General features: G+C 70.9%; 18 protein-coding genes and 2 pseudogenes. 13 read left to right on the top strand and 7 right to left on the bottom strand.

The genetic code is table 11. The features are described from left to right. The first annotated feature begins 83 nt into the window (after nucleotides 1–83). Nucleotides 84–482, top strand: a complete 399-nt coding sequence (locus tag HEP85_RS42925; RefSeq protein ID WP_168532912.1) for a molybdopterin-binding protein — start codon at nucleotides 84–86, stop codon at nucleotides 480–482. Here the strand turns inward: HEP85_RS42925 and HEP85_RS42920 are convergent. Further along, the gene (locus HEP85_RS42920) at nucleotides 436–1,074 is read right to left on the bottom strand and encodes a helix-turn-helix domain-containing protein (RefSeq protein WP_348772489.1); all 639 of its coding nucleotides are present in this window, start codon (nucleotides 1,072–1,074) and stop codon (nucleotides 436–438) included. The two genes, HEP85_RS42925 and HEP85_RS42920, sit on opposite strands and share 47 nt — an antisense overlap. A 38-nt stretch (nucleotides 1,075–1,112) precedes the next feature. Further along, nucleotides 1,113–2,024, bottom strand: coding sequence for a PucR family transcriptional regulator ligand-binding domain-containing protein (locus HEP85_RS42915; RefSeq protein WP_348772487.1), 912 nt, complete (start codon nucleotides 2,022–2,024; stop codon nucleotides 1,113–1,115). Nucleotides 2,025–2,238: 214 nt separating this feature from the next. Here HEP85_RS42915 and HEP85_RS42910 point away from each other — a divergent pair, with 214 nt between their 5' ends. From HEP85_RS42910 to HEP85_RS42900, 3 genes and pseudogenes are all read left to right on the top strand, one after another. Then, complete coding sequence (locus tag HEP85_RS42910) at nucleotides 2,239–3,060, top strand: xanthine dehydrogenase family protein subunit M (RefSeq protein WP_168532909.1); 822 nt, start codon at nucleotides 2,239–2,241, stop codon at nucleotides 3,058–3,060. Further along, nucleotides 3,057–5,808, top strand: a pseudogene (locus HEP85_RS42905) (molybdopterin-dependent oxidoreductase). Before HEP85_RS42910 ends, HEP85_RS42905 begins: the two are co-directional and overlap by 4 nt. A gap of 471 nt (nucleotides 5,809–6,279) precedes the next feature. Continuing rightward, on the top strand, nucleotides 6,280–8,829 hold the full coding sequence (locus HEP85_RS42900) for a discoidin domain-containing protein (RefSeq protein WP_168532907.1): 2,550 nt from the start codon (nucleotides 6,280–6,282) through the stop codon (nucleotides 8,827–8,829). A gap of 149 nt (nucleotides 8,830–8,978) precedes the next feature. Here HEP85_RS42900 and HEP85_RS42895 read toward each other — a convergent pair whose 3' ends face one another. From HEP85_RS42895 to HEP85_RS42885, 3 genes and pseudogenes are all read right to left on the bottom strand, one after another. Then, nucleotides 8,979–9,659, bottom strand: a complete 681-nt coding sequence (locus tag HEP85_RS42895) for a response regulator transcription factor (protein ID WP_248002578.1) — start codon at nucleotides 9,657–9,659, stop codon at nucleotides 8,979–8,981. Between the two features lie 456 nt (nucleotides 9,660–10,115). Continuing rightward, a pseudogene (locus HEP85_RS42890) lies at nucleotides 10,116–10,307 on the bottom strand (histidine kinase dimerization/phosphoacceptor domain-containing protein); the annotation flags it as partial. 186 nt (nucleotides 10,308–10,493) lie between these two features. Beyond that, entirely contained in the window at nucleotides 10,494–10,859 is a 366-nt protein-coding gene (locus tag HEP85_RS42885; RefSeq protein ID WP_168532903.1) for a hypothetical protein, read from the bottom strand. 146 nt (nucleotides 10,860–11,005) lie between these two features. On the opposite strand from HEP85_RS42885, the gene HEP85_RS42880 reads away from it, so the two are divergent. The 3 genes from HEP85_RS42880 to HEP85_RS42870 are packed head-to-tail and all read left to right on the top strand — an operon-like array spanning nucleotide 11,006 to nucleotide 14,862. Continuing rightward, the gene (locus HEP85_RS42880) at nucleotides 11,006–11,848 is read left to right on the top strand and encodes a multicopper oxidase family protein (protein ID WP_248002403.1); all 843 of its coding nucleotides are present in this window, start codon (nucleotides 11,006–11,008) and stop codon (nucleotides 11,846–11,848) included. A gap of 34 nt (nucleotides 11,849–11,882) precedes the next feature. After that, nucleotides 11,883–12,626, top strand: coding sequence for a multicopper oxidase family protein (locus HEP85_RS42875; protein ID WP_248002402.1), 744 nt, complete (start codon nucleotides 11,883–11,885; stop codon nucleotides 12,624–12,626). A 49-nt stretch (nucleotides 12,627–12,675) separates the two neighbouring features. Further along, nucleotides 12,676–14,862 carry an MMPL family transporter gene (locus HEP85_RS42870; RefSeq protein WP_369658089.1) on the top strand — a complete coding sequence of 729 codons (2,187 nt, stop codon included), beginning with the start codon at nucleotides 12,676–12,678 and terminating at the stop codon, nucleotides 14,860–14,862. A 243-nt stretch (nucleotides 14,863–15,105) separates the two neighbouring features. Here the strand turns inward: HEP85_RS42870 and HEP85_RS42865 are convergent, their stop codons facing one another. Further along, nucleotides 15,106–15,297 carry a hypothetical protein gene (locus HEP85_RS42865; RefSeq protein ID WP_030190387.1) on the bottom strand — a complete coding sequence of 64 codons (192 nt, stop codon included), beginning with the start codon at nucleotides 15,295–15,297 and terminating at the stop codon, nucleotides 15,106–15,108. 174 nt (nucleotides 15,298–15,471) lie between these two features. Between HEP85_RS42865 and HEP85_RS42860 the strand changes: the two genes are divergently transcribed. Both HEP85_RS42860 and HEP85_RS42855 read left to right on the top strand, forming a co-directional pair. After that, nucleotides 15,472–16,605, top strand: coding sequence for a glutathione-independent formaldehyde dehydrogenase (locus tag HEP85_RS42860; protein WP_168532901.1), 1,134 nt, complete (start codon nucleotides 15,472–15,474; stop codon nucleotides 16,603–16,605). A gap of 290 nt (nucleotides 16,606–16,895) precedes the next feature. Then, the gene (locus tag HEP85_RS42855) at nucleotides 16,896–17,618 is read left to right on the top strand and encodes an FAD binding domain-containing protein (protein ID WP_168532899.1); all 723 of its coding nucleotides are present in this window, start codon (nucleotides 16,896–16,898) and stop codon (nucleotides 17,616–17,618) included. 37 nt (nucleotides 17,619–17,655) lie between these two features. Here HEP85_RS42855 and HEP85_RS42850 read toward each other — a convergent pair whose 3' ends face one another. Then, a complete protein-coding gene (locus HEP85_RS42850; protein ID WP_168532897.1) occupies nucleotides 17,656–18,162 on the bottom strand; it encodes a cupin domain-containing protein in 507 nt (168 codons plus the stop codon). A 138-nt stretch (nucleotides 18,163–18,300) separates the two neighbouring features. Here HEP85_RS42850 and HEP85_RS42845 point away from each other — a divergent pair, with 138 nt between their 5' ends. The 4 genes from HEP85_RS42845 to HEP85_RS42830 all read left to right on the top strand — a co-directional run bounded on the left by HEP85_RS42845 (nucleotide 18,301) and on the right by HEP85_RS42830 (nucleotide 22,862). Next, nucleotides 18,301–18,735, top strand: coding sequence for an Rrf2 family transcriptional regulator (locus HEP85_RS42845; protein WP_168532895.1), 435 nt, complete (start codon nucleotides 18,301–18,303; stop codon nucleotides 18,733–18,735). Beyond that, a complete protein-coding gene (locus HEP85_RS42840) occupies nucleotides 18,732–19,631 on the top strand; it encodes a DsbA family protein (protein WP_369658088.1) in 900 nt (299 codons plus the stop codon). Before HEP85_RS42845 ends, HEP85_RS42840 begins: the two co-directional genes overlap by 4 nt. Before the next feature lie 596 nt (nucleotides 19,632–20,227). After that, nucleotides 20,228–21,802, top strand: coding sequence for an ABC transporter substrate-binding protein (locus tag HEP85_RS42835; protein ID WP_168532893.1), 1,575 nt, complete (start codon nucleotides 20,228–20,230; stop codon nucleotides 21,800–21,802). Nucleotides 21,803–21,833: 31 nt separating this feature from the next. Then, nucleotides 21,834–22,862, top strand: coding sequence for an ABC transporter permease (locus tag HEP85_RS42830; RefSeq protein ID WP_168532891.1), 1,029 nt, complete (start codon nucleotides 21,834–21,836; stop codon nucleotides 22,860–22,862). Nucleotide 22,863 lies beyond the last annotated feature (1 nt).

The following is a 22,863-nucleotide window of genomic DNA, read 5'->3' as shown; positions in this document are numbered from 1 at the left end:
CACCCGCCCCGCCCTCCTCCGCAACGCCCGGGACCGGCCGGGGGATGCGCCACCGTCCCGCAGGCGCCCGTTAGGGTTCCTGTGTGCCGACGTACAGCATTGGCCAGGCCGCGCGCCTGCTGAGGGTGAGTCCGGAGACCGTGCGCCGCTGGGCGGACGGGGGCCGGCTGCCCATGGGCAGGGACGGGTCGGGGAACCGGGTGATCGACGGCGTGGGGCTCGCGCGGTTCGCCCAGCGGCGTGCGGCGGAGGACGAACGCGCCGAAGTCGTCGGGCCGCCCACCTCCGTGCGCAACGCGTTGACGGGCATCGTCACCGGGCTCACGGTCGACGACGTCGTGGCACAGGTCGAGATCCAGGCCGGCCCGCACCGCGTGGTGTCGCTCGTGACCAGGGAGGCGGTCGAGGAACTGGACCTCGCGGTCGGCGTCACGGTCACCGCGCGCGTGCCTTCGACGAGCGTGCAGGTCGATCGCGCGTAGCAGGACGAGGGAGGTCCGTACGGCAGAGCAGGGCGGCCCGCAGGTCGAGACGGTCGGAGAGGCGGGCCAGGTCGCGGCCGGTGAAGTGCTCGACGCGCCCGATGCGGTAGTGGACGCTGTTGACGTGCAGGTGCATGGCCTCGGCCGTACGCGCCCAGGAGCAGTCGCAGGCGAGGAAGGTCTCCAGGGTCTGCAGGAGGGCGGCGAAGGACGCGTTCCCGGTGTCGAGGAGCGGCCCCAGGACGGTGCGGCTGTAGGCGGTGCGGACATCCGCGGGTATGCCGGTCAGCAGCGTGTCGAGCCCGGTGAGGCTCGCGATGTCGGTCAGGGCCGAGGCGTCCGGCTGCGTGGTGCGGGCGGAGCCCAGCGCGTAACGCGCCTCGGCCAGAGCCCCGGCCAGTTCCCGCGGCCCGGCGGCGGGTGACCCGGTTCCGCCGTGCACCGGTACCAGCGGCTCGCAGGCGGCGACGAGCGGCCAGATCTCCGCGATGGCGGCGGTCGCGGCCGCGGGAACCACCGCGAAGGCCGTGCCGTCCGGCAGCCGCCCGACAGCGCCAGGTCCCGTCGTCGCGTGCGCGACCGCCTCCGCCAACGCCCCCTCCGCGAGCCCGTCCCGCCCCGCACCCGTGCTTAAGCGACGACGACACCGTACGGACCCTCGGCCGACAGACCGCACCTGCGCAACGCGCCTTCCACGGCGGCGGTTCCACGCCCGGGGTCGTTCCCGGCTCCGGCTCCGGCTCCGGCGAGCAGCGCGCCGAGTTCGTCCGCGACCTGGTGCTCGGCGGCCCGGTGCCGCGCCCGTGACTCCTGGCAGCGGCCGAGGATCGCGGCGATCTCGTGCAGCATGCGGGGTGGCGCGTCGTCGGGGCCGGGCAGGTGGAGGTGCCAGCGCCCGTACGGGGAGACGGCGTCGGCCTCGACCGGCACCGTGACGCCGGTCCCCTCGCCCATCAGCGCGACGGCCTCGTGCGCCGTGACCGTCGTGGCCCCCTCGGTCGCCGCGACGGTGCGCCCGGCGGAGGTGAGGACGTACGCGGTGCTCCGGTCGAGATGCGCGAGGGCGGTCGCGAGGATCAGGTCCGGACCGGCGCCCTGGGCGACGAGGCGGCTCAGCCGGGCCCGTACGTTTCCGGGCAGGGCGTGATGGCGGCTCAGCTCGCCCCACTGCCGCAGGTACACCGTGTCGGTGATGGCACGGAACATGATGTGGACCGGGACCGCCGCCACCGGCACCCCGTGTCGCCCGCAGGCCTCCACCAGGTCGGCGGGGACCGAGCCGTGAGTCTCCTCGCCGGCCAGGAGCACGGCGGCGCCCGCGGTCTTCAGCGCGGCGACGAACCGCTCCGCACGGGCCTGTCCGTCCTCCGGCGTCCACCAGACCAGCCCGCTGAGCACGACCTCGCCCGGCCGCACGAAGCGGGCCGGATCCTCGAGGTCGGTCGCGGTCACTCCACTGATCTCGCGCCTCAGCAAGGGGCCATCGGCCCACAACAGACGCAGGCAGAGGGACTCGTCCTCCAGGAGGTTTTCGACGTGCATGCGCTCTGGCTCCTCGTACGGCCGCCGGGCGGCATGGGTCTGTCGTCCGGCATCTCACATTCACCAGGCGGTTGTGAGCCACCGCATCGTAAATGCCAGATGATACGAGGGATACGCCTCTTGGTTGATCCTCCAGGGAACGCGCCGGAAAAGTCGGTGTTTCCGTGTGGTGAACCAGTCGTCCCGGGCACCCTCGCGTTGCTTCACTGCGGGTATGGACCTGAACACGGTGGTGGAGATCCGGGACGCACGGCTTCCCGCGCCCTGGCGGCCGGGCGACGCCTGGCTCGGCGGCGGGACGTACCTGTTCTCCGAGCCGCAGCCGCGGCTGCGGCGGCTGGTGGACCTGAGCCGGACCGGCTGGACGCCCGTGCGGGCGCACCCGGACGGCTCGCTGGAGATCGCCGCCACCTGCACCATCGCCCAGCTCTCCCGGTACGGGAAGGGCCTGACGGCGCAGGCGGCGCCACTGTTCGAGCAGTGCTGCCGGGTGTTCCTCGCCTCGTTCAAGGTCTGGAACATGGCCACCGTCGGCGGCAACCTCTGCAACGCCCTCCCCGCGGGCCCGATGATCTCGCTCACCGCGGCGCTCGACGGGGAGTGTCTGCTGCTCGCCCAGGACGGCGTACGCCGCCGGGTGCGGGTCGCCGATTTCGTGACGGGCGCCGGCCGCAAGGACCTCGGGGAGGGGGAACTGTTGCGCTCCGTCACCCTGCCCGCCAGGGCGCTGGGCTGTCGTACGGCCTTCCGTCAGGCGTCGCTGTACGGGCTCGGCCGCTCGGGCGTGCTCGTCATCGGGGCGCTCGATCCCGTCGACCACTCGATGACGCTCACCATCACCGCCTCGACCCTGCGACCGGTCCGCCTGTGGTTCCCGCTGCCACCGGGCGCGGCGGACCTGCGGGCGGCCCTCCGTTCCGCCGTCGCCGACGACGAGTGGTTCGACGACATCCACGGACTGCCCGCGTGGCGGCGGCACATGACGTTTCGGCTGGCGGAGGAGATCCGCCGCGAGCTGGGGCAGGAGACACGATGAGTGACGGGACCTTCGGGGTCGAGGTGAACGGCCGCTCGTCCTCGGAGCCGCCGCGCCCGGGGCAGTGCTTGCGCACCTATCTGCGTGAACGCGGCTGGTTCGGCGTGAAGAAGGGCTGCGACGCGGGCGACTGCGGAGCCTGCACGGTGCACGTGGACGGCGAGCCGGTGCACAGTTGCCTCTACCCCGCCTTCCGGGCCGAGGGCCGTACGGTCACCACCGTCGAGGGTCTGGCCGCGGAGGACGGCGAACTCCATCCCGTGCAGCGGAGGTTCCTGGACGCGCAGGGCTTCCAGTGCGGTTTCTGCACGGCCGGGTTCCTGATGACGACGGCGGCCCTGGACGACGATCAAATCGACGACCTGCCGCGGGCGTTCAAAGGAAACCTGTGCCGCTGCACCGGCTACCGGGCCATCGAGGACGCGGTGCGGGGCGTGTGTCACACCGAAGCGCCGTCCGCCGGTGAGTCGGTGGGCCGCAACCTGCCCGCGCCGGCCGGCCCCCAGGTCGTCACGGGCACCGCCCGCTACACCTTCGACATCGACGTGCCCGGCCTGCTCCACATGAAGCTGCTGCGCTCTCCGCACGCCCACGCCCGCATCGTCGCCGTCGACGCGTCCGCAGCCCTGCGTGTCCCGGGCGTGCACGCCGTCCTCACCCATCGCGACGCGCCGGAACGGCACTTCTCCACCGCGCGCCACGAACATCCCGAGGAAGGACCCGGACGACACCCGCGTCCTCGACGACACCGTGCGCCACGTCGGCCAGCGTGTCGCGGCCGTGGTCGCCGACAGCGAGGCCGCCGCCGAGGAGGGCTGCCGCCGCATCGAGGTGACGTACGAGGTGCTGCCCGCCGTCCTCGACCCGGAGGAGGCGATGCGGCCCGGAGCACCGGTCGTGCACGACAAGGACGCGGTCACGGCCCGTATCTCCCGCCCGCGCGACAACGTCGTCGGCGAGGCGCACGGTGAGATCGGCGACGTCGAGGCGGGGTTCGCGGCGGCCGACGCCGTGTACGAGGACACCTACCGCACCCAGCGCGTGCAGCACGCCAGCCTGGAGACGCACGGTGCGGTCGCCTGGTTCGACGAGGACGACCGGCTGACCGTACGCACCAGTTCTCAGACCCCGTTCCTGACCCGGCGGGCGCTGTGCGCCCTCTACGACCTCCCACCGGAGCGGGTGCGGGTCGTCGCGGGCCGGGTCGGCGGCGGCTTCGGCGGCAAGCAGGAGATGCTGGTCGAGGACATCGTGGCGCTGGCCGTCCTGCGGCTGCGGCGCCCGGTGAAACTGGAGTACACGCGCGCCGAGCAGTTCTACGGTGCGACCACCCGGCACCCCTTCACGATCCATGTGAAGGCGGGCGCGCGCCGCGACGGGACGCTGACCGCGCTCCAGTTGCGGGTGGTGTCCAACACGGGTGCGTACGGAAACCACGGCCCGGCGGTGATGTTCCACAGCGTCGGCGAATCGCTCGCCGTCTACCGCGCCCCGCACAAGAAGGTGGACGCCTTCTCCGTCTACACGCACACCGTCCCGGCGGGCGCGTTCCGTGGCTACGGGCTCGGACAGGTGATGTTCGCGATGGAGTCCGCACTCGACGAGCTGGCACGCCGACTCGGTCTGGATCCACTGGAGTTCAAGGCACGGAACGTCATCGGGCCCGGTGAGCCGATGCTCTCGCCCGGCGGCGAGGAGGAGGACCTGCACATCGCCAGCTACGGCCTCGACAGCTGTGTCGACATCGTGCGCCGGGCCCAGGCCGAACCTGTGCCGGAGGCTGTTCCCGACGGCTGGCTGGTCGGCGAGGGCGCCGCGCTCGCGATGATCGCGACGGGGCCGCCCGGCGGCCACATCGCCGACGCGCGGGCCTCGCTGCTGCCCGACGGGACCTTCGATCTGGCGGTGGGCACCGCGGAGTTCGGCAACGGGACGACGACCGTGCACCGGCAGATCGCGGCGGGCGAACTCGTCACCACCGTCGACCGGATCACCGTCCGCCAGTCCGACACGGACGTCGTACGTCATGACACGGGCGCCTTCGCCTCCACCGGCACCGTGGTCGCGGGCAAGGCCACCCTGCGCGCCTCCCGTGCCCTCGCCGACCAGTTGCTGGACTTCGCCGCCACGCACCTGCGGGTACCGCGCGCCGAGTGCGGGCTCGCGGAGGAGGCGGTCGCGCACCCCGGCGGACTGCTGTCGCTCAAGGAGCTGTACGCGGCGGCCCGGGCGGTCGGTTTCGCTCTCACCGCGGACGGTCATTTCGGCGGCACCCCGCGCTCGGTCGCCTTCAACGCGCAGTGGTTCCGGCTCGCCGTCGACCCGGGCACCGGTGAGATCCGCATCCTGCGCAGTGTGCACGCGGCCGACGCGGGCAGGGTCATGAACCCGATGCAGTGCCGCGGTCAGGTGGAGGGCGGGGTGGCGCAGGCGCTGGGTGCGACGCTCTTCGAGAACGTGCGCGTCGACGCCCGCGGAGAGGTCGAGACGGCCGCGTTCCGCCGCTACCGCCTTCCCCAGTTCGCGGACATCCCGCGCACCGAGGTGCACTTCATGGAGACGTCGGACGCCATCGGCCCGCTGAGCGCCAAGTCGATGAGCGAGAGCCCCTTCAACCCGGTCGCCCCCGCGTTCGCCAACGCCCTGCGGGACGCGACCGGCGTCCGCTTCACGGACCTCCCGCTCACCCGCGACCGGGTGTGGCTGGCCCTCCGTGACGCGGGAACGACGGATCATCAGGAGGCGTGAGGGTACGGGTCGTTGACGCCCCTTCCCTCGCTTGTGTTCATCTTCTGCACCCAGAGGAGGGTGACGAGGGGCGTCTCCTCGCACTCCCTGTCACGACCGAGGCCCGCAGCGGCAGAGCGGACGCCCCCGGGGGCGCGCGATCGTCCTCAACCTCTGATCGCGGCTGTCCCGGTCGCGCGGCCACACCGGGCACGTCCGGGCAGCTCACCCGGTACGGGCCGGGCCGCCGGCGTCCCGCGCACCGTCGGAGTCTGTGAAGAAGACACGTCCAAGGGGTTGCCCGCACATTGCCTCATGACTTAAATCAAAGCCTGAACTAAGCAGCTGTGTAAGCCATTTCGTCTCCTCCGGGTCCCTTCGGCCGCAGCACGGATCTCGGCACGGAGGTCGCCCGGGCGTGCCCCGTCACGGGTCGTGCACGGCCTCGGGAGGCCCGCACGACCCGTCCCCTCCTTCGAACGGAGTGAACGCATGAGACTCAGATCGTTGGGGATCGCGCTCGCCGCAGCGGCGGCGCTCATCACCCTCCCCGCCCCATCGCCCGCTGCCGCGGCAGAGACCCCTCTCTCCCAAGGCAGGACAGCCACCTCCTCCTCCGACGAGAACGCCGGGACACCCGCCGCGAACGCCGTCGACGGCAACACCGCAACCCGCTGGTCCTCGGCCGCCTCCGACGCCCAGTGGCTGCAGGTCGACCTCGGGGCAGCCGCCAACCTCAGCAAGGTCGTCCTCAACTGGGAGACGGCCTACGGCAAGGACTACAAGATCCAGGTCTCCGACAACGGGAGCTCCTGGACCGACGTCAAGTCCGTCACCGGCGGCGACGGCGGCACCGACACCCTCGACGTCACCGGCCACGGCCGCTACGTCCGGATGAGCGGCGTCACCCGGGCCACTCCGTACGGGTACTCGCTCTGGGAGTTCCAGGTCTTCGGCACCAGTGACACCGGCACTCCGCCCACCGGGAACTGCGGCACCGCCAACGCCGCCAAGGGCAAGCCGGCCACCGCGTCGTCCACGGAGAACGCCGGTACACCCGCCTCCAGCGCCTTCGACGACAACACCGGGACCCGCTGGTCGTCGGCCGCCGCCGATCCGCAGTGGCTCCAGGTGGACCTGGGCTCGGTCCAGGACATCTGCAAGGTCGACCTCAACTGGGAGGCCGCGTACGGCAAGGAGTTCACCCTCCAGACCTCGGCCAACGGCCAGGACTGGACGACTCTGAAGTCCGTCACCAACGGGACCGGCGGCACGGCCTCGTACGACGTCAGCGGCTCGGGCCGCTACCTCCGCGTCAACGGAACGGTCCGCGGCACCGCCTACGGCTACTCGCTCTGGGAGGTCGCCGTCCACACCGGCTCCACCGGCACTCCGCCGGTCGAGGGCGGCGGAGACCTCGGTCCCAACGTCATCGTCGTGGATCCCAGCACCCCCAATCTGCAGGCCAAGTTCGACCAGGTCTTCACCCAGCAGGAGTCCAACCAGTTCGGCTCCGGCCGCTACCAGTTCCTGCTGAAGCCCGGCACGTACAACGGCATCAACGCGCAACTCGGCTTCTACACCTCGATCTCCGGTCTCGGACTCAACCCCGACGACACGCAGATCAACGGTGACGTCACCGTGGACGCCGGCTGGTTCAACGGAAACGCCACGCAGAACTTCTGGCGCTCCGCGGAGAACCTGGCGATCAGGCCGGTCAACGGCACCGACCGCTGGGCCGTCGCCCAGGCCGCCCCGTTCCGCCGCATCCACGTCCAGGGCGGTCTCAACCTCGCCCCGAACGGCTACGGCTGGGCCTCCGGCGGCTACATCGCCGACTCGAAGATCGACGGCACGGTCGGCCCGTACTCGCAGCAGCAGTGGTACACCCGTGACAGCTCGGTCGGCGGCTGGACGAACGGCGTCTGGAACATGACGTTCTCCGGTGTGCAGGGCGCGCCGGCGACCAACTTCGACAGCGGCCCGTACACCACCCTGGACAACACACCGGTCTCCCGCGAGAAGCCGTTCCTGTACATGGACGGCAACACCTACAAGGTGTTCGTGCCGGGCAAGCGGACCAACGCCCGCGGTGTGTCCTGGCCCGCCAACGCCGGCGGCACCTCGCTGCCGCTGGACCAGTTCTACGTCGTCAAGCCCGGCGCGACCGCCGCGACCATCAACACGGCGCTCGCCCAGGGCCTGAACCTCCTCTTCACGCCCGGCGTGTACCACCTCGACCAGACCATCAACGTGAACCGCGCCAACACCGTGGTGCTCGGGCTCGGACTTGCCACCATCGTTCCCGACAACGGGGTCGACGCCATGCACGTCGCCGACGTAGACGGCGTCCGGCTGGCCGGGTTCCTCATCGACGCGGGCTCCACCAGGTCCGACACGCTGCTGCAGATCGGCCCGGCGGGCAGCTCGGCCGACCACGCCGCCAACCCGACGACCATGCAGGACGTGTTCGTCCGCATCGGCGGCGCGGGACCCGGTCTGGCCACCAACTCCGTGGTGGTCAACAGTGACGACGCCATCATCGACCACACCTGGCTCTGGCGCGCCGACCACGGCACCGGGGTCGGCTGGGAGACGAACCGGGCCGACTACGGTCTGGTGGTGAACGGCGACGACGTCCTCACCACCGGTCTGTTCGTGGAGCACTTCAACAAGTACGACGTGCTCTGGAACGGCGAACGCGGCCGGACGATCTTCTTCCAGAACGAGAAGGCCTACGACGTGCCGAACGCGGCCGCCATCACCCATGACGGCATCGTCGGCTACGCCGCCTACAAGGTCGCGGACAGTGTCAACGTCCACGAGGCCTGGGGTCTGGGCAGCTACTGCAACTTCACGTCCGATCCGACGATCGTCCAGCAACACGGCTTCCAGGTCCCCGTCAAGACAGGCATCAAGATGCACGACATCCTGGTGATCTCGCTCGGCGGCAAGGGTCAGTACGCCCACGTCATCAACAACACGGGCGCGCCCACCTCGGGGACGGACACCGTCCCGTCCAAGATCACTCAGTTCCCCTGACGGCCCCTCGGGGCCGCTGAACACCTGACCGTAGGCCCGTGGTCCGCCCTGGTGGCGGCCACGGGCCCAAGGTGCTCACCGGGCCCGGATCTCCGGTACCGGCCCGCTTCACAGACGGGTCCGGCGCCGCGGAGCGGTTCTCGTCGCGGTCACTGGACGGGAAGGTCGCCGGCCCTGACCAGGCCGCTCTGATAGGCGAAGACGACGAGTTGGGCGCGGTCGCGCGCGCCGAGTTTCATCATCGCCCGGTTGACATGCGTCTTGGCGGTCAGCGGGGAGACGTACAACCGCTCGCCGATCTCGTCGTTGGAGAGCCCGGCGGCGACCAGTGCCATGGTCTCGCGCTCCCGCTCGGTGAGGCCGTCCAGCCGCACCGGACTGGGCAGCGGTCCGGGGGTCGGCTCGTCGAGGAACCGGGCGATGAGGCCGCGGGTGGCCTTCGGCGACAGCAGTGCCTCGCCGCCGGCCACCACGCGGATGGCCTCCTGGAGGTCCGCGGGTTCGACGCTCTTGCTGAGGAATCCGCTGGCGCCTGCGCGCAGGGCACGCAGGACGTTCTCGTCGAGTTCGAAGGTGGTCAGGATCAACACCCGCACTCCGGCCAGGTCTTCGTCCTCGGTGATCAGCCGGGTCGCCTCGATGCCGTCGAGTCCGGGCATCCGGATGTCCATGAGGATCACGTCGGCTCGGGTGGCGGCGGCGAGTTCGACCGCTTCTCGGCCGTTCGTCGCCTCCCCCACCACCTCCAGGTCGGGCGCGCGGTCGACCAGGACCCTGAATCCGGCCCGGATGACTGTCTGGTCGTCGGCGAGCAGCACTCTGATCGTCATGTGCGGGTCTCCTGCCGGTCGGTGCGGTCGACGGGTTCGCACGCCACGGGGAGGAAGGCGCTGACGGTGAACCGGCCGTCGTCGTCGCGTCCGGTGCGTACCGTCCCGCCGATCGAACTGACGCGCTCCCGCAGGCCGATGAGGCCGTGACCGGTGCCGTGGGCGTCCGGCCTCCGGCTGGGCCGCGGCGTTCTCGACGACGATTCCCAGGCCCGCCGGGGTGTAGTCGAGACACAGCCACGCCATCGGCTCACTGCCGTGTTTATGGGCGTTGGTCAGGGACTCCTGCACGATGCGGTACGCGGCGAGATCGACCGCGGACGGCAAGGGGCGGGCCTCGCCCTCGTGCCGGTGCTCGACCCGCAGGCCCGCGGCGCCGAGCGCGTCCAGCATCGACGCCAGACGGCTCAGACCCGGCGGTGGCTCGGTCGTGTGGCCCGGCTCCCTGGAGCGCAGCACGTCCAGCACGGTGGAGAGATCGGCGAGTACGGTGCGCGCGGCCTGCCGGACGTGGGCCAGCGCCTCCTCGGCTCCGGCGGGCTCCTCCCGCAGGAGGGCAGTGGCGACGCCGACCTGCACGTTGATGACGGCGATGTGGTGCGCGACCACGTCGTGCAGGTCCCGGGCGATGCGCAGCCGTTCCTCCACGACCCGGCGCCGGGCCTCCTCGTCCCGGCTGTGCTCCGCGTGCCGGGCGCGTTCCTCGACGGCGGTCAGGTCCCCCTGGCGGCTCCGTACCGCGCCGCCGACGGCGACGGCGAGGCCGCCCCAGGCCACGATGGCGGCGTTCTGCGGATCGGTCCAGTTGTGGCCGGCTCCGATGACGACCGCGGCTTACACGGTCAGGATGGTGATGGCGCCGGTCACCACGGCGACCCTCCGGCTGGTCCTGGAGGCGACCGTGTAGGTGCAGATCACGCTCGTGGCGAGCAGGGCGACGAGCGCCGCGTGCAGGTTGAACGCCGCGCTGACCACCGTGACCACGCAGAAGACGGGCAGCGGCCACCGACGGCGGGTGGCTATCAGTGCGCAGGCCAGCGAGCCCGTGACGAGATCCTCCACCCCGAGTGTGCGGCCCGAGGGCCCGAAGCGCACCGCGAACAGGGTCCCGCAGACGACCACGAGGCCGAACACCGTGTCCACGCCCTGCGGATGGGATGCGGCACGTCCACGCATCCGGGATAACGGGTCATCAGCCATGGCCGCACGGTATCGGAGGGCCGGCCACGACGCCGTCGTCCGGCCGCGGTACGGACCGGCCCACCGGGCTACTGCGTCCGCGGTATCCCGGATCCACCGCGTCCGGACGACGTCGATGACGGCACGCATCCCCGATCGTCTGCGCCATGACCGAACTACCAGGGCTGTTACGGGGACTTGACCGACGACGGTTCCTCCTTACCGCGGCCGCGCTGAGCGGCGCCGGGGCGCTGGGCACGCTCGCCGGCTGCAAGTCGCCGGGGCCGGAGTCGGGCGCCGGCGCGAGCGGCGCGACCGGTGGCGAATTCGGTGGCCGGACCCTGACGTCCGCCGCCGCCCTGCCCGAACGCTTCAGCACGCCGCTGCCCATCCCCCCGGTGAAACAGCCCGCGCGCAGCACCGCGGGCACCGACTACTACGACATCACCGCGCGGGAGGCCCGCGTGGAGATCCTGCCCGGCCTGCGCACGGCCGTCATGGGGTACGACGGGATCTTCCCGGGCCCGACCATCGCGGCGCGGCGCGGCCGCAGGACCGTACTGCGCTACCGCAACCAGCTCGACGTGCCGACCGTCGTGCATCTGCACGGCGGGCACACCCCGCCCGAGAGCGACGGTTTCCCGACCGATCTCGTGTTGCCCGCCACCGGCGGTGCGCGGTTCGCGGCGCAGGCGGTCGGCGGTACGGCCAGCACCGGTACCCGCGACTACACGTATCCCCTCGACCAACGGGCCGCGACGCTCTGGTACCACGACCATCGCATGGGCTTCACCGGTCCCCAGGTATGGCGCGGGCCGGCCGGCTTCCTGCTGGTGACCGACGACGAGGAGGCGGCCCTGCCGCTGCCCCGCGCGGAGCGTGACATCCCGCTGATGATCACCGACCGCGCGTTCGACGAAGACGGCTCGTTGCGGTACCCCGCCATGGATCCGCATCTGGTCACCATGGCGGGCGTGGACGGGGACCACATGGCGGGAGCGGCCGGGTGACGTCATCCTCGTCAACGGGGCGCCCTGGCCGGAGTTGGAGGTCGCCGCGGTCCGCCACCGGTTCCGGCTTCTCAACGCCTCCAACGCCCGCCGCTACGAGCTGGCGCTCGAACCCGCGCCCCGCGGCGGGTCGTTCACCCAGATCGGATCGGACCAGGGACTGCTCGCGGCGCCGCTGCGGCACACCACCCTTCCGATCGCACCGGCGGAGCGGTTCGACGTGGTCATCGACTTCTCCCGCTGGCCGGTCGGCACCAAGGTGACACTCACCAACCTGGCGGGACAGGGCGGGACCGGGGAGATCATGCGGTTCGTCGTGGCCCGCAAAGCGACCGACGACAGCCGGATACCCGCTCGGCTCTCCACCATCGAGCCGCTGTCGACCGACTCGGCGACAAGGCGGCCGTGGATGTTCCGCAAGGGCCGGGTGACCAGCATGGGAACGGACACGGCCGGCTGGGTCGTCAACGGCCGCGAGTTCGACCCGCGGCGCGTGGACGCGGCCCCCCGACTCGGAGAGGTGGAGGTCTGGCGCCTGGCCACCGACGCCTACCACCCCGTACACATCCACCTGTCGCCCTTCCAGGTCCTCTCCCGCAACGGCGGGCCGCCCGGTCCCACCGACCACGGGTGGAAGGACACCATCGATCTCAGGCCCAAGCAGTACGCCGACGTGGCCATCCGGTTCGACGACTACGCCGGCCGATACCTGCTGCACTGCCACAACCTCGAACACGAGGACATGGCGATGATGGCCACCTTCCGGACCAGCCGCTGAGGAGAACCCGTGCAGACATTCGCGCACTTCATACTGCGCCACCGCGTGGGTGATCGGTTTCTGGCTGGTCGTCCTGCTGGGCGGGGGCACCGCGGCCGGGCGGCTGCCGGACCGCCTGTCGTCGGACTTCTCGCTGCCCGGCCAGGAGGGTTCCGAGACCCAGGCCGCGCTGGCCCGCACCTACGGTGTCTCGGCCGACCTGGGGTACCTGCCGGTGCTCACCGCGCCGGCCGGCCGCACCATCGCCCGCGCGGACGTCACCGCCGTCGCGAAGCGGCTGCGTGCGCTGGGCGGCGTCCAGGTGCTGGATTACGGCGGCACCGGTGACCCGGGCTTCCTGACCGAGGGCGGGCACAGTACGTTCCTGCTCGTCTACGGACCGCAGCCGGCGGGCTTCGACGACCCGCTCGTGGACTCCGTGGACCGTACGGTCCGTGCGGCGGCACGGGAGCGGGGTCTGACGGCCGCCGTCACCGGCTACAACCAGCTTTCCGCGGGCGACGACACCGGCGGAGACCAGGGGCTCAGCGTGCTGGGCGAGACGCTGGTCGGCGCGCTGGGCGCGCTGCTGTTGCTGGTCTTCGTGTTCGCGTCGTTCCTCGCCCTGCTGCCGCTGCTGATCGCGGGCGTGTCGATCCTGGCGACGTTCCTGGTCGTCCTCGGCCTGACCACGTTCACCGAGGTGTCCTTCGTCGTGCAGTTCCTGATCGCGCTCGTCGGCCTGGGCGTCGCGATCGACTACTCACTGCTGGTGGTCTCCCGCTGGCGCGAGGAGCGGGCCCGCGGCCGGTCGAACGACGAAGCGGTCGTCACCGCGGTGGCGACGGCGGGACGGGCGGTACTCGCCTCCGGGATCACCGTCGCGACCAGCCTGGTCGCGCTGGTCGTGGTCGACGTGCCCCTGATCAGGAGCATGGGCTTCGGGGGCATGGTGATCCCGGTGATCAGCACCCTGGTCGTGCTCACCCTCCTGCCGGTCCTGCTGAGCCTGGTCGGCCCGCGCGTCGACCGACCGCGGATCCGGAGGGAGGGGCACACCTCCCGGGCCTGGTCGGCCTGGGCGCGGGGGGTCGTGCGGTACCGCTGGGCCGCCGCGGGGGTCGCCTGTGCCGCGCTCGCGCTGGCCGTCGTCCCGGTGTTCGGGCTTCAGATCGGCCAGTCCGGTTCCGACTCCCTGGCCCGCGACGGTGTGGCCCACGACACGCTTGCGGCGCTCCGCACCGGCGGGGTGGGTGACGGGGTGCTCACGCCGATGCCGTTGCTGGTGCGGTCCGGCACGGACGCCACCGCGGTCGCCGCGGCGGCCGGGCGGGTGGAGGGTGTCCGGATGGCGGTCGTCGCCCCGGTCTCGAGGACCGGTGTCACCGAGGTGGTCGTGGTGCCCGGGCACGAGACGGCGGACAACACCAGTGTGGCCGTGGTGAGCGCGGTCCGGGACGCGACGAGGGATCTGCCGGGGTGCATCGGCGTGGCCGGCCGGGGCGCCGTCGTCCTCGACTACCAACGGGCGGTGTTCGACAACTTTCCGTATGTCCTGGGCCTGATCGCCCTGGTCACCTTCGTGCTGCTGGTCCGCACGTTCCGCTCGCTGCTGCTGCCGCTCAAGGCGGTGCTGCTCAATCTGGTCAGCGTGGCCGCGGTGTTCGGGCTGGTCACGTGGTTCTGGCAGGACGGACACGGTTCGGGGGCGCTGTTCGGGATCGCGGCGACCGGCGCGCTGACCTTCTGGCTGCCGGTCCTGATCTTCGCGTTCCTGTTCGGGCTGTCCATGGACTACGAGGTCTTCATCCTGGCCCGGATGCGGGAGGAGTACGACCGCACCGGTTCGACGTCGTACGCGGTGGAGCACGGTCTGGGCCGCACCGGGCGGCTGGTCACCTCGGCCGCGCTGATCCTGTTCTTCGCGTTCGCCGCGCTCGCCGCCGCTCCCGGTACCGACATCAAGGTCCTGGCCACCGCTCTCGGCGCGGGCATCCTGCTGGACGCCACCGTGGTGCGGGCCCTGCTGGTGCCGGCGATGGTGTCGCTGTTCGGCAAGTACAACTGGTGGCTGCCGGCCGGGATCGCGAGACTGCTGCGCGTCGAGCCGTCGCCGTTGACACCCGACACGATCGTCCCCGACGGCCACGACGCCGGCTCGCGCCCGTCGGCCGACTCCTCGGCCGGGGCCTTGACCGACGCCTTCAGCGGCGACGAGCGGGGCGAAATCCGCGACGGGTCCGCGCCGGTGCGGTGAGACGAGCGCGGCGACGGCCCGCAAGAGTGCCCGCGGCGCGGTGGACGAGCGGGGCGACGGCCCGCAAGAGTGCCCGCGGGCGCGGTGGACGAGCGGGGCGACGGCCCGCAAAGGTGCCCGCGGGCGCGGTGGGGAGCGGAGGGTGCTGCGCCAGGGTCCGCGTAGGTGGGGTGACACACGGGGGAACCGACACCCGGGCGACGCGCGGATGTGAGCGGACGGTGATGCCGGCGGTGGCCGGGATCAGCGGTCGGCGATGTCCTCGCGGAGACCGTCGGAGAACTCCCACCACGACAGCGGCAGCCAGTCACCGTTGACGAAGGCGTCGACCGTGGCGCCGCGACCGCGGACAGTCACGGTCGTCCCGGGCGGGTACGTGGTGCCGGACAGTCCGGGTACCGGGACAAGCAGGGTTCCGAGTCTCTGAGCTGACACCTTTCGCTCTCCCTTTCCATTCTCTCGCTACAGCATCGGAATGCCATTCATGCCGACATTACCGGCTTGTCCGATCGGGCAGACCGGACAATCATGAGAGATGGGTCACGCGATGAAGCGGCGGGGCGGCGGGGGTGACAAACGGACGCGTAATTCCCGACGGAGGTAACAGCCATGAAGGCCGTTGTGTACAAGGGACCGTTCACCGTGGCGGTCGAAGAGGTTGAAAGGCCCAGCATCCAGCACCCGAACGACGCGATCGTACGCATCACCTCCACCGCGATATGCGGCTCGGACCTGCATATGTACGAGGGTCGCACCGCTGCCGAGCCCGGCATCGTCTTCGGCCACGAGAACATGGGAATCATCGAGGAGATCGGCCAGGGCGTCACCGCGCTCAAGAAGGGCGACCGCGTGGTCATGCCCTTCAACGTCGCCTGCGGTTTCTGTACCAACTGCGTCGAGGGATTCACGGGATACTGTCTCACCGTCAATCCCGGTTTCGCGGGCGGCGCTTACGGCTATGTCGCCATGGGCCCGTACAAGGGCGGTCAGGCCGATTATCTACGCGTCCCCTACGCCGACTTCAACTGCCTGAAGCTCCCGCCGGGAGAGGAACACGAGAACGACTTCATCCTGCTCGCCGACATCTTCCCCACCGGCTACCACGGCTGTGAACTCGCACAGGTCCGGCCTGGCGAGAGCGTCGCGGTGTACGGCGGAGGACCGGTCGGACTCATGGCCGCCTACTCGGCACTGATACGTGGTGCGAAGAAGGTGTTCGTCGTGGACCGCATCGCCGAACGGCTGCAGAAGGCCGAGGAGATGGGCGCGGTTCCGATCAACTTCGCCGAGGGCGACCCGGTCGAGCAGATCAAGGACCAGACCGAGGGCATCGGCACCGACAAGGGCGTGGACGCCGTCGGTTACCAGGCCACGGCGCACGGCACGGAACGCGAGGAGCCGGCGACCGTCCTCAACTCGCTCGTGGGGACGGTCCGGGCGACCGGAGCGGTCGGCGTACCCGGGCTCTATGTCCCGTCCGACCCCGGCGGCCCGGACGAGCAGGCCAAACACGGCATGCTCCTCGTGGCGATCGGCAAGCTCTTCGAGAAGGGGCTGAAGATCGGGACGGGCCAGTGCAACGTGAAGCGCTACAACCGCTTCCTGCGCGACATGATCATCGAGGGCCGGGCCAAGCCCAGCTTCGTCGTCTCCCATGAAATGCCCCTGGATCAGGCGCCGTCGGCGTACGACAAGTTCGACAAGCGGATCGAGGGCTACACGAAGGTCGTGCTGCACCCGTAGTCCTGGCACACCGACAGAACCCGTCCGCGGGGAAGGGAAAGAGGCCGGAGCCGCAGTGGGTCATGCGGCTCCGGCCTCTGGGCGTGGTGCCCTCGAACATGCCGCACCGGCCGTCCGGGGAGACGGCCGGATCTGCCGTAAGCCCGTGTGCGAGAAGCGCGCGAGGTGAAACGATGAGCCCTGCATGCGCCCCCGCATCCGTGGGGAGAATGCGCAGACGCCGGCGCTCGTACGACTGAGCCGCCGCGTTCCACCATCGCCAACTCCCCAGGAAAGCAGGGTCGGCTGCCATGCTGCTGCGTCTGCCCACGTCCGTGTCCGAAGCACAGGAGTGCATGGTCGAGGGGGCGGAGCCGATAGGCGGCGCGACACTGGTCTGGGCGGCCTGGCAGCGGGACGGCTTCCCCGAGCGGGCCATGTCCCTGCGCAACCTCCCGGAGGCCAACGCGATCGGGCCCGGGTCACTGGGCTCCGCCGTGGTGCTGAACCGGATCGACGACCGCGTGCCGGAGGTGTTGCGGCGGGCGGCGGGCTCGGTGGGAACCGGAGCCGTACGCCGGACGGCCACGGTGGGAGGCAACCTCGTCGGCAGCACGCTGCGCTGTCTGCTGCCCGCGGCACTCGTCCTGGACGCCGGTGCGACGGTGCTGGAACCGGACAGGGTCTACGAGACCGACCTGGCCGAGGTGATCGCCAAGCGCCATCTCCTGCTCAGCCTCCACTGGCGTGAACCCAGGGTCAGCGGCTACCACAAGGTGTCCGGCGATGCGGGCGGACCGCCGCCCCTCGTCGTCGCCACCGCCGTGCACGCCGACGACGACGGACGCCACCGCCTACGGGTCGCGGTCCGGGACGGCTACGACGTCCTCTGCGAGAGCGTCGAGTGCGGCACGGACTCCGCGCGGGTGCTCCACGCCCTGGACCGTACGGACATCGGCGCACTCCACTCCACGGCTTCGGAGTTGGTCCGCGAACAGGTCACGGCCGTCCTGGCCCGCCTCTCCGACCGGTGATCCGGAGCTACCGACGGGCCGCCGGGGGGACGGGAGTTCACGTCTCGTCGGCCGGAAGCGCGTACAGGTGGGGAAGGTTGACCACGATCGCTTCCTGGGTGCTGCGGGCGATGACGACCACCGCTTCGTCGTGGGGGTCCGGGTTCTCCTCCCGGTGCGGTACGAACGGCGGGACGAAGACGTAGTCACCCGGAGAGGTCCTCAGCCGCACCTCCTCCGGCTCGCTTCCCGAGTCGTCGAGGAAGACGAACTCGGGGTGTCCGCTCACCACGTAGATGGCGGTCTCGGACTCTCCGTGATGGTGGTCGGAGGAGGAGGTGGCGGGCGCCACGTGGGTCTGGCCCATCCACAGCTTCTCGGAACCCACGTTCTTCCCGCTGACGGCCGCGAACCTGCGCATGCCGCCGCTCTGCGCGGTGTCACCGTCCAGGGAATCGGACCGGATGTGGTGCAGACGGGTGCGCAGCGGTGCCGCCGGGCGGCCCGCGGTGTCGTGGAGATGAGGGTGAAAGCCTTCACCAGGGGTCGTCGACGGCTCGCTCATGGCCCGGACGCTAGAGCGGTCCCGAAATGGATGTCAAGAGGTGTCCATTGCCGTTCACCTGCGGCAACGTTCCCGCAATGTAGGGCGTGAGCCGGTCGGCCCCCCTCGCGCCGCAGGCTCCTCAGGCATGATGTGCGCATGCATATTTCCGCGAAGGCGGACTACGCCATGCGGGCGCTGCTGGAGCTCGCCCGTGAACCCGCCCGTCCGCTCACCTGCGAGGCCATCGCCTCTTCGCAGGAGATCCCCTTCCGGTTCCTGAAGTCCGTGGTGGGCGAACTGCGCAGAGCGGGCCTGGTGCGCAGCCAGCGTGGCTGCGAAGGCGGCTACTGGCTCGGCAGGCCCGCCGAGGAGATCACCCTGCTGGACGTCGCGCGTGCCGTGGACGGCGAGTTGATCACCCTGCGCGGCGCGCCGCTGGACGGCCTCGACTATCCCGGTCCGGCGGCGGCGCTGCCGGGGGTGTGGCGCGAGGTCGAAGCGGGTGCGGCGGCGGTCCTGGGCGGGGTGACCCTGAGGTCGTTGCTGCCCGGAGCAGCGGCCGGAGGGCTGGCCCGGACGGGCGCCGCGTGACCGGCTCGCCGGTGCCGCCGACGCTCGAAGTGGTCGAGTACACCGACCCGTTGTGCCCCTGGGCCTGGGGATCGGAGCCCGTGTTCCGCAAGTTGCGAGCGGCGTTGGCCGGCCGGGTGCGCTGGCGGCGGGCGTACGCGATCCTCTTCGACCACGACGACGACCCGCCGCCCGACCCGGCGGCGGAGACCGCCTGGTACGCGCGCTACGTCGAGGAGATCAGCGCGCACAGCCATGCCCCGCGCGCCCTGCGGCTCAGCCGTGTGGCGGCCAGTTCCTGGCCCTCCTCCCTGGTCGCCAAGGCCGCCGAACGCCAGGGCGGCGACGTGGCCGAGCGGGTGCTGCGACGGCTGCGGGAGACGGTCTTCGTACTCGGGGAACCGGCGGACACCGCCGCGCTGGCGCTGTCCGCGGTGCGGGGCACGCCGGGGCTCGACCTGCGGCGACTGACGGCCGACGCCGCGTCAGAGGCGGTGCTGGAGCAGGTGCGCGCCGACCGGGCGGAGGCCCGCCGACCGGTCCCCGAGGTGCTGGCGCCGGGGGGCGGGTCGCCGCATCCGGGCACGGCCAAGGAGACCGCCGACGGCGGGCGCCGCTACGCACTGCCGACCCTGCTGGTCCGGTCCCCCGCGGGGTGTCGCGCGGTGCCCGGCTGGCGGCCCTTCGAGGAGTACGCGGCGGCCGTCGACGCGCTCCGTCCCAGACTGCTGGGGGTCTGTACACCGCTCTCCGCGGCGGACGCGCTGGATCGCTACCGGAGCCTGACGGATCCCGAGCGGCTGCTGCTCACGGACGGTGCGTGGCCGCCGGCGCACGCCGTGCGGGTGGACACCGGCAACGGTCCCTTGTGGCTGCACCCCGATGAGGCCGCGGTGCATCCCGCCGCCGACCGCTGACCACCTCGCCCGGCCCGGCAGGTCTCTGATCTGCGATCAGTGACCGTCCCGCCGAATGAGACACCAATTGGTGTCCATTGACAGCCGGTCGAGGCTGCCCCCAGGATGTGCAACATGCTCACGACGCACCCCGGTGTGGTGTGCCGCTACGTGGACCTGCGGCGCACCAGCAGCGCACTCTGTCGCTGACCCTTCGCCGCCCCCGGCCCGCAGGCGCCTGACCGCCGCTCTCGGCACCGGCCGCCCGCCACTCGCCCGAGCCGCGTCCGTCCCCCTGCGTCCGCGCCTTCACCTCAGCGCCTCCGTGCACCGTCGCACGCCCTCTCCGTCTCCAGGGCCGCCACCGTGGGCCCCCGACACTCCCTGCCCTGAGCGCCGCGCACCCCGCATGTGCGCGGTCGCCTCCCCCGGTGTGCCCAGCCGGGTCCCGGTCGACGGTGCGTACGGGCATCGAGCCGGGCCTCGCGCCCTGCTCCTTCGCCTCCACTCCTTCTCCCCGCACCTTCTCCTTCTCTTTCTCGCTGCCTCCGCTCCGCCCGTCGCGGTCCGCTCCTTGGGCCGCGGCGCAGGCCGGGGCCCACCACAGGAAGAAAACGATGCCCGCCCAACTCACCACCCAGCGCCGCAGACTGGCCCTCCCTTCCTCCCGGCGGACCCGTGGCCCGCGGGCCGCCGTCCTCGCCACCGCCTTCGTCGCACTGCTCGCACCCGCCCTCAGCGCGTGCGGCGGTGACACCGCCGCCGCGGGTGGCGGTGCCACGTTGAAGTGGACGTCCTCGTACTTCCCGGCCCACTGGGACCCGGTGGTCGGGGGCAGCGGCGCCCAGTTCCGCGAACTCGCCCTGACTTACGCCTCGTTGACGCGGACGGACGAGACAGGCAAGGCCGTTCCGGACCTCGCCAGGAGCTGGGAGTACAACGAGAAGGGTGACGAGATCACCTTTCATCTGCGCCCCGGCCTGAAGTTCAGCGACGGTCAACCGGTCGACGCCGCCGCCGTCAAGGCGGCCATCGAACGGGCCCAGAAGCAGAAGAACTCTGCCCTCTTCGGCGACCTGACCTCCATCAAGTCGGTGGACGCCGAAGGACTGAACGCGGTCCTGCACCTGACCCAGGTCGACTACCAGATCCCTCAGTTGCTCGGTGAGCGTGTCCTGCAGATCGCCAGTCCCCGGGCGGCGAAGAACCCCGCGAAGCTGGACCAGAACCCGGTCGGCGCCGGTCCGTTCACCGTCACCCAGTTGATCCCGGGGACCAAGGCGGTCCTCAGGAAGAACCCGGACTACTGGGACGCGAAGAACATCCACATCGACAACGTCGAGCTGACCTCCGCTCCGGACGCCTCCACGGTCGTCTCCGGTCTGCAGACCGGCGTCTACAACTTCGCCGACCTCGACCCGAGTCAGGCGTCGGCCGCCAAGAAGGCCGGCCTCGACGTCTTCGTACAGCCGGGCTTCAACGCCTCGAACCTCAGCCTGAACATCAACAAGGCGCCGTTCGACAACGACAAGGTCGTCGACGCCGTCCGCCACGCGATCAACCGTCAGGAGTTCGTGGACAAGCTGACGTTCGGCTACGGCGAGGTCACCGACCAGCCGTTCCCCAAGGGCTACGTGGCCTACGACCCGAAGTCCGAGGCCGACTACCCCTACGATCCGGCGAAGTCGAAGCAGCTGCTCTCCGAGGCGGGCTACAAGGCGGGCGACATCAAGCTCGACCTGGTGATCCCCGCGGACGACCCGCAGGCCGAGATCATCCAGTCGCAGTTGGCCAAGGTCGGCATCACCGTCACCATCAAGGTCGACAAGAACTGGGCCACCCCGTTCTTCGCGAAGAACCTGAAGTTCTCGCTGTACGGGACCACCGGCCGTGACTCCGCGGCGCAGACCCTCACCGCCCACTTCGGTCCGAACGGCCCGCTGAACCTCAGTTCGCCCTACGAGCCCGCCGGTTTCGAGGCAGCCGTCGCGAAGGTCCGCCAGACCCCGTTGGACGCGCCGGACTACGCCAAGGTGCTGCAGGCGGCGACCCGGGCGGGCTTGAAGAGCAAGGCCCTCGTCTTCACGTACTCGCAGCCGAACCTCATCGCCAAGAGCAAGGCGATCTCGGACCTGCCGAAGAACCCGGCCCACATCGACTGGACCGGCGTGACCATCTCCAGCGGCAACTGACCTCCGTCCACTACAGAGAGGGGGCAACTCCATGACGACGACAGCGGTACAGACCGCGCCTGCCCGGCGTCGCGGGGTCGCCGTGACCAGGGTGCGGCACACGCTGGGCCGTGTCCTGGTCGCCCTCGCCCGGTCGATCGCGATCTTCGTGCCCGTCTTCCTGGTCGCGACGTTCGTGACGTTCGCGCTACGGTCGCTGAGCGGACTCAGCCCGGCGCGGATCCAGCTGGGCGAAGAGGCGACTCCCGAGGCGATCCACCGGGTCGAGTCCCAGTGGGGGCTGGACCGGCCCTTCCTGGTCCAGTACTGGGACTGGTTCAGCGGTGTCCTGCACGGACAGCTCGGCACCAGCTGGACCAACGGAGCCGACATCTCCACGCTCATCGGCCTGGGCCTGGAAGTGAGCCTTTCCGTCGCGACGTTCGCGCTCGTCATCGGCGTACTCCTCGGCTTCGCCCTGGGTACGGTGGCGGCGTTGCGGCGCACCACCTGGGTCGACCGCGCGATCACGGGCTTCGTCACCTTCATCTCGGTGATGCCGGCCTTCGTCGTCGGCATCGTGCTGGTGGCGGTCTTCGCGGTCGGGCTCCATGTGTTCCCTTCCGCCGGCTACATCCCGGCCCGGCAGGGAATCGGCCCGTGGCTCGCGCACATCACCCTCCCGGCGATCGCGCTGAGTTTCGACGTCGTCGCGGACGTCGCCCGCCAGTTGCGCGGCAGTCTCGTCGCGGCCTACCGGGAGAACTACGTGACGGGCGCGGTGGTACGCGGACTGAGCGCACGCCGGATCTTCCTCGTGCACGTGCTGCGCAACGGCATCGGGCCGGCGCTCGCCACGCTCGGCCTGAAGTTCCCCGCGCTCGTCGGGGCCTCCGTCGTCACCGAGTGGATCTTCGGCCTGCAGGGCTTCGGCAGGTTCGCCAACGACTCCGCGCAGGCCGGCGACGTACCCGCCGTGCAAGGCGTCCTCGTGGTGTCGATCGTCCTGGTCGTCCTGTTCAACCTGATCGTCAACCTGGTGCTGGCGCGCGTGACGCCGGCGTCCCAGCGGGGGGTATGAC

It is taken from the genome of Streptomyces sp. RPA4-2, assembly GCF_012273515.2.
GTDB lineage: Bacteria > Actinomycetota > Actinomycetes > Streptomycetales > Streptomycetaceae > Streptomyces > Streptomyces kaempferi.
This window is presented reverse-complemented; position numbering and strand designations above follow the sequence as displayed.